The organism is Dyella silvatica (genome assembly GCF_026283955.1).
In the GTDB taxonomy this organism is placed as follows: Bacteria; Pseudomonadota; Gammaproteobacteria; order Xanthomonadales; family Rhodanobacteraceae; genus Dyella_C; species Dyella_C silvatica.
On the sequence record NZ_JAPDPE010000181.1, the window covers coordinates 1 to 5,684 of the forward strand.

The 5,684-nt window shown below is 59.4% G+C and carries 5 protein-coding genes and 1 pseudogene; 3 read left to right on the forward strand and 3 right to left on the reverse strand.

Translation table 11 applies throughout. The features are described from left to right. Both OUZ52_RS21925 and pilH read left to right on the forward strand, forming a co-directional pair. Positions 1-475: pseudogene (locus OUZ52_RS21925) on the forward strand (oxidoreductase); the annotation flags it as partial. A gap of 87 nt (positions 476-562) precedes the next feature. After that, the gene (gene pilH, locus OUZ52_RS21930) at positions 563-928 is read left to right on the forward strand and encodes a twitching motility response regulator PilH (RefSeq protein WP_266160728.1); all 366 of its coding nucleotides are present in this window, start codon (positions 563-565) and stop codon (positions 926-928) included. 109 nt (positions 929-1,037) lie between these two features. On the opposite strand, the gene OUZ52_RS21935 is transcribed toward pilH, so the two are convergent. Continuing rightward, positions 1,038-1,937 carry a J domain-containing protein gene (locus OUZ52_RS21935; RefSeq protein WP_266160729.1) on the reverse strand — a complete coding sequence of 300 codons (900 nt, stop codon included), beginning with the start codon at positions 1,935-1,937 and terminating at the stop codon, positions 1,038-1,040. A gap of 244 nt (positions 1,938-2,181) precedes the next feature. Next, positions 2,182-2,634, reverse strand: coding sequence for an Hsp20/alpha crystallin family protein (locus tag OUZ52_RS21940; RefSeq protein WP_266160730.1), 453 nt, complete (start codon positions 2,632-2,634; stop codon positions 2,182-2,184). 199 nt (positions 2,635-2,833) lie between these two features. Here OUZ52_RS21940 and OUZ52_RS21945 point away from each other — a divergent pair, with 199 nt between their 5' ends. Continuing rightward, positions 2,834-3,316, forward strand: a complete 483-nt coding sequence (locus OUZ52_RS21945) for a peroxiredoxin (RefSeq protein WP_266160731.1) — start codon at positions 2,834-2,836, stop codon at positions 3,314-3,316. Between the two features lie 114 nt (positions 3,317-3,430). On the opposite strand, the gene gyrA is transcribed toward OUZ52_RS21945, so the two are convergent. Further along, a partial coding sequence (gyrA, locus tag OUZ52_RS21950; RefSeq protein WP_266160732.1) for a DNA gyrase subunit A occupies positions 3,431-5,684 on the reverse strand: 2,254 nt, incomplete at its 5' end.

Consider the following 5,684-nt stretch of genomic DNA (forward strand, 5'->3'; position numbering starts at 1 on the left):
TTACGAGGTGCATGCGATCAGCGGAAAAACCGAGCATTTCGACGTTCTACGCACACTCGGCGCGACCCAATGCCTGGACCGGCAGCAGTTGGCATTCAGCGGCAAACCCATGGATTCGGTGCGCTTCGGCGGCGCCCTGGACAATGTCGGCGGCGCCATGCTGACCGGCCTGCTGCCGCTTATCGCGCCCTACGGCAACGTCGCCATCTGCGGAAATGCAGGCGGCTTCGGCTTCGACAGTACAGTAATGCCCTTCATTATTCGCGGCGCCAGCCTGCTCGGCATTGCCTCCGCCGGCACCGCGCGAAACCTTCGCGATGAAGCCTGGCAACGCCTGGCCAACGACTGGAAACCCCGGCATCTGCCGACGATTTGCACCCGTGAAGTAGGCCTCGACGAATTACCCGGCGTTTTCGACATCATGCTGGCGGGCGCTTCATTTGGCCGGACGCTGGTAAATGTGGGAGATGTTTGAAAGGATCTATGCTGCCGCGGTTGCCCTGGCGCTTGGAAGCAAGGCAGCTCGCACGTAGAATCTCAGCTACTGTTTAAGGGGATATTCATGGCTCGCATCCTGATCGTCGACGATTCGCCGTCGCAACTGCTTGGCATCAAACGCATCGTCGAAAAGCTCGGGCACGAGGTAGTTACCGCTGAGGACGGCGCCGCAGGCGTCGAAGCCGCCAAGCGCGAGCTCCCCAATCTGATCCTGATGGATGTCGTCATGCCGAACCTCAATGGTTTTCAGGCTACCCGCACGATCAGCAAAGATCCGACCACCGCGCATATTCCGGTCGTGCTGGTCACCACCAAGGATCAGGAAACCGACAAGGTCTGGGGCATGCGCCAAGGCGCCAAGGCCTACGTCACCAAGCCGATCAAGGAAGAAGAATTAATCGCCACGTTGAAAGAATTGCTACCGGGCTGAATCGCCTAGCCCACTCATCGACGTATTCACGAAAAACGGCGCCCAGGGCGCCGTTTTTCGTAGATCCATCCCGCTGGCTTTATGCCTACGCCAGCTGCACCGGCGTCGCTCAGGTTCGCGGGTCATAATCGGGAAACTGCTCGCGCAAGGCTTCATACGCGGCGCGTTGCGTGTCGTTCTCGGGCAACGGCACACGGATCGACAGCTCGACCAGCTGATCACCCGGATGCGCTCCAGGCATCCCGCGTCCTTTCAGGCGCAGCTTACGGCCCGACTGCGAGCCGGCAGGAATACGCAGATCCACCGTGCCAGCCAGGGTCGGCACGGCCAATGTCGCGCCAAGCGCGGCATCCCATGGGGTAATCGCCAACACGTGCAACACATTGTGACCATCCAGGCGAAACTGCGCGTCGTCGCGAATACCCACTTCGAGCAACAAATCGCCACTGGGGCCTCCACCCATACCAGGGTGCCCCTGCCCGGCCAGACGAATAACCTTGCCCGGCTGGATGCCGGCGGGAATTTTCACCTCCAGCACACGCTCGCCGCCGCTGGAATCTTGCAGTGCCAGCCGAGTGCGGCCACCGTCAAAGGCCGTTTTAAGATCAATCTGTACTTGCGCCTGGATATCGCTGCCGCGTCGGGCGCGCGGAGCGCCACGTTGCCCGCCCGCCGCGCGGCCGAACATGCTCTCGAAGAAATCGCTGAAATCGCCGTGTCCACCGTCGCCGAAATCGAAGTTATGGCCCTGCCCAAAACCCGGCGGCGGCCGAAACTGTTCGCCCTGGCGATAACCGCCAGCGCGCACTTGATCGTAAGCACGGCGTTTTTCGGCATCGCGAAGCACTTCATTGGCTTCGTTAATGGCTTTGAATTTTTCTTCGGACCCGGCTTCTTTGTTCTTGTCTGGGTGGTATTTGCGTGCCAGTTTGCGATAAGCGGCCTTGATCTCCGCCTCGCTGGCGTCAGGCTTTACACCCAAGGTGTCGTAATAATCTTTGAATTCCACTGTACTTCCCCGGCCATGGGCTCCAACCAATACAAAGCCCGCGGCGGATCATCGTCCGCCACGGGCTGAGTAGCAAGATTAACGCGTCTGCCGTCAGGCGTCTGTCGAGATTGACCGGTGCCTAAAAGTCGCCGCGTTCAGCGCCGCTTCTCGTCGATACCCTGGACCATGCCACGCCATGGTCCAGTGCAGCGGCCGCCATCCGAGCGACCATCCCTGCTCCAACTGACTCCTGACATCGCGCCTAGTGATTGGTGTGAATGGTGATGCGCCGTGGCGATACCTGTGCCTTCTTGGGAATCACAATCTCCAGTACACCGTGCTTGCCATGAGCTGTAATGCCCTCGGCATCGGCGCTGTCGGGCAAGCCAAAGTGACGTTGGAAGGCGCCATGAGCACGCTCGGTACGGCTGAGCTTTTCGCCCTGCTCAAGGCTTACTGCCGGGCGCTCGCCCTTGATGATGAGCCGGCCTTTGTCCATGCTGACCTCGATCGTGGCCGGATCCACACCCGGGATATCGGCAAGAATCAAAAAGCGCTGCTCGTTCTCGTGAATATCTACCCGTGGTGCCCACTGACCAGGGCTACCCTGCGAAACGTCACCGCCGTCATTTTGAAAAAGATGGCCAAAAGCCTGACGCAGCTCCTGCTGCAAACCATGGTTAGCATTCCATGCCGAAACACGTTGAAAGCTCATATCGATAATCCTTGATTAGGTTGCGGTATCAGTACCGCTTGGCTCCATACGTAGGTGCGCGCTGCGCCGATTCAAGATGGCGGACCCATCTTGGGCCACCGCTTCATTTCCCGGTCAGCTGACCCACAAAGCCACTACAGTGACGGCCAGCCTCTAAACTCAGCCCCCTCCCCCCCAACTTGCATGGACAGGTAACCCCATGAGCATCCAACCCGGCGCCTACCTACCTGACACCTCGATTGCTGTCTTCGACGGCGAGATCCAGCAACACCGCACCAGCGATCTTTTCGTTGGCCGCAAAGTCGTGTTATTCGCCGTGCCCGGCGCTTTCACGCCGACCTGCTCAAGTAAACACATGCCCGGCTATGTGAAGCATTTTCAGGCGTTTCGTCAGCGCGGTATCGAGGTGATGTGCCTGTCGGTCAATGACGCCTATGTCATGCAAGCCTGGGCGCAAGCACAGCAGGTTCCGACAGGGCTGTTGATGTTGGCCGACGGCAACGGCAACTTCACCCGGGCACTCGGTTTGGAACTGGATGGCACCGCCTATGGCATGGGCCTGCGCGCGCGGCGCTTTGCGCTCTACGCCGAGGACGGCCTGGTCAAGCAGCTGCACCTCGAAGCACCAGGCGAGCTCAACGTATCTACCGCCGAAGCCATGCTGGCAGCAATTGAGGACTAAACCGGCAAGCATGCCTGCATGCCTTTAATCTCTTGCCGGGATTGATGGACGATGCTGATTAAAAGAAAAGCCCCGGCATAACCGGGGCTTTTCTTTTTCAGGCACTCAGCAGACTCACTCTTCCGTCGATACGGAATCGTCGGCTACGGGCTCAATAACCACGGTGGCGTCATTATCGGCATCACCGCCGTCGATCGGCGCAATCACGTCGATAGGTTCTGCATCTTCACCGTTTTCTTCTTCGGCATCCAAGCGCACCACGCTGATCAGCGTTTCGTCGGCCGGCAGACGGATCAAGGTAACGCCCTGGGTATTGCGGCTGAGCTGAGAAACCTCTGCCACGCGGGTACGCACCAGCGTGCCTTGATCGGAGATCAGCATCATTTCGTGCGCCTCGGTGACCTGGGTCGCAGCGACCAGCTTGCCGTTACGCTCGGAGCACTGAATGCCGATAACACCCTGCGTGCCACGCCCCTTCTTGGGGAACTCGTCGAGCACGGTGCGCTTGCCGTAACCACGCTGGGTCGCGGTAAGAATGTCCCCTGCGGCGGCCACGATCAGCGACACGACTTCGCAGCCGTCGGCCAGCTTCATGCCGCGCACGCCACGCGAGGTACGGCCTGAAGAACGCACCTCGTCTTCGTCGAAGCGCACGGTCTTGCCGTTGGAAGCAAACAACAGCACATCGCTATTGCCATCGGTCAACGCGACATTGACCAACGCATCGCCTTCATCGAGGCTGATCGCGATCTTGCCCTTCTGCAGCTGGAAGGCAAACTCGGTAAGCGGGGTCTTTTTCACCGTACCCTGCTTGGTCGCGAAGAACACGAAACGACCCTCGCTGTACTCGCGTACCGGCAACACCGCCTGCACTTTCTCACCCTCGCCCAACGGCAGCAGATTCACCATCGGCTTGCCGCGCGCATTCGGGCCGGATTCCGGCATCTGGTAGACCTTAAGCCAATAGACCCGGCCCGTGCTGGTAAACGCCAGCAAGGTGTCATGGGTATTGACCACCCACAGCTGCTCGACGAAATCCTCGTCTTTCAGTGCCGAGGCAGAACGGCCTTTGCCGCCACGGCGTTGCGCGCGATAAGTGCTGGCGGGCTGGCGCTTCACATAACCCGTGTGCGACAGCGTCACCACGACATCTTCCGGCGCGATCAAATCGAGAACGTTGAGATCTTCCTGCGAATGCTGAATCTCGGTGCGGCGTTTGTCGCCGAACTCAGCCAGGATCACCTCCAGCTCACCGCGAATCACCGCCAGCAAACGTACCGGATCTTCCAGGATCTCGATCAGGCCACGAATGACATCGAGAATTTGACGGTATTCGTCGGAAAGTTTTTCCTGCTCCAGGCCGGTCAAGCGATGCAGACGCATTGCCAGGATTTCAGAGGCCTGCACTTCGGACAACTGGTAGCCGTCGTTCTTCAAGCCTTCGCGCGGATCCATGTCTTCGGGACGCGAGGATTCAGCACCGGCGGCAGCCAGCAGCGTGTTGACCAGACCCGGCTGCCATTTGCGTGCCAGCATGCGCTCGCGTGCTTCGGCCGGCGAGGCGGAGCTGCGAATCAGCTCGATCATCTCGTCGATATTGGCCAGCGCAACGGTGAGGCCTTCGAGGATATGCGCGCGAGCACGGGCTTTGCGCAGCTCGAAAATGGTGCGACGGGTAACCACCTCACGGCGGTGGCGAATGAACGCCTCAAGAATATCCTTGAGGTTGAGCAAACGCGGCTGACCATCCAGCAAGGCCACCATGTTGATGCCGAACGTGACCTGCAACTGGGTTTGCTGGAACAGGTTGTTCAGCACCACGTCGCCCATCGAATCACGACGGATTTCGATCACGACGCGCATGCCGTCTTTATCGGATTCGTCGCGCAGCTCGCTGATGCCTTCGAGCTTTTTCTCTTTCACCAGCTCGGCGATCTTCTCGATCAACCGCGCTTTATTCACTTGATACGGCAGCTCTCTGACGATAATCGTCTCGCGGCCGTTCGATTCGGTTTCGATTTCTGCGCGTGCGCGAACCAGGATACGGCCACGACCGGTACGGTAGGCCTCGATGATGCCGGAGGAACCGTTGATGATGCCGTAGGTCGGAAAATCCGGCCCGGGAATGAACTGCATCAATTCGTCGATCGACAGCGACGGGTCGTCGATCAGCGCAATCGTCGCGGCAATGACTTCGTTGAGGTTATGCGGCGGCACATTGGTGGCCATGCCCACCGCGATACCGGCCGAACCGTTGATCAGCAGGGTCGGCACGCGGGTGGGCAGCACCAGCGGCTCGTGCTCGCTCTCGTCGTAGTTGGGGCCGAAATCGACGGTTTCTTTATCGATATCGGCAAGCAATTCATGC

Excerpts from the sequence above, each read along its gene's own strand:
- pilH (WP_266160728.1), top strand. The coding sequence starts at position 563 with ATGGCTCGCATCCTGATCGTCGACGATTCGCCGTCGCAACTGCTTGGC.
- OUZ52_RS21940 (WP_266160730.1), bottom strand. The coding sequence starts at position 2,634 with ATGAGCTTTCAACGTGTTTCGGCATGGAATGCTAACCATGGTTTGCAG.
- OUZ52_RS21945 (WP_266160731.1), top strand. The coding sequence starts at position 2,834 with ATGAGCATCCAACCCGGCGCCTACCTACCTGACACCTCGATTGCTGTC.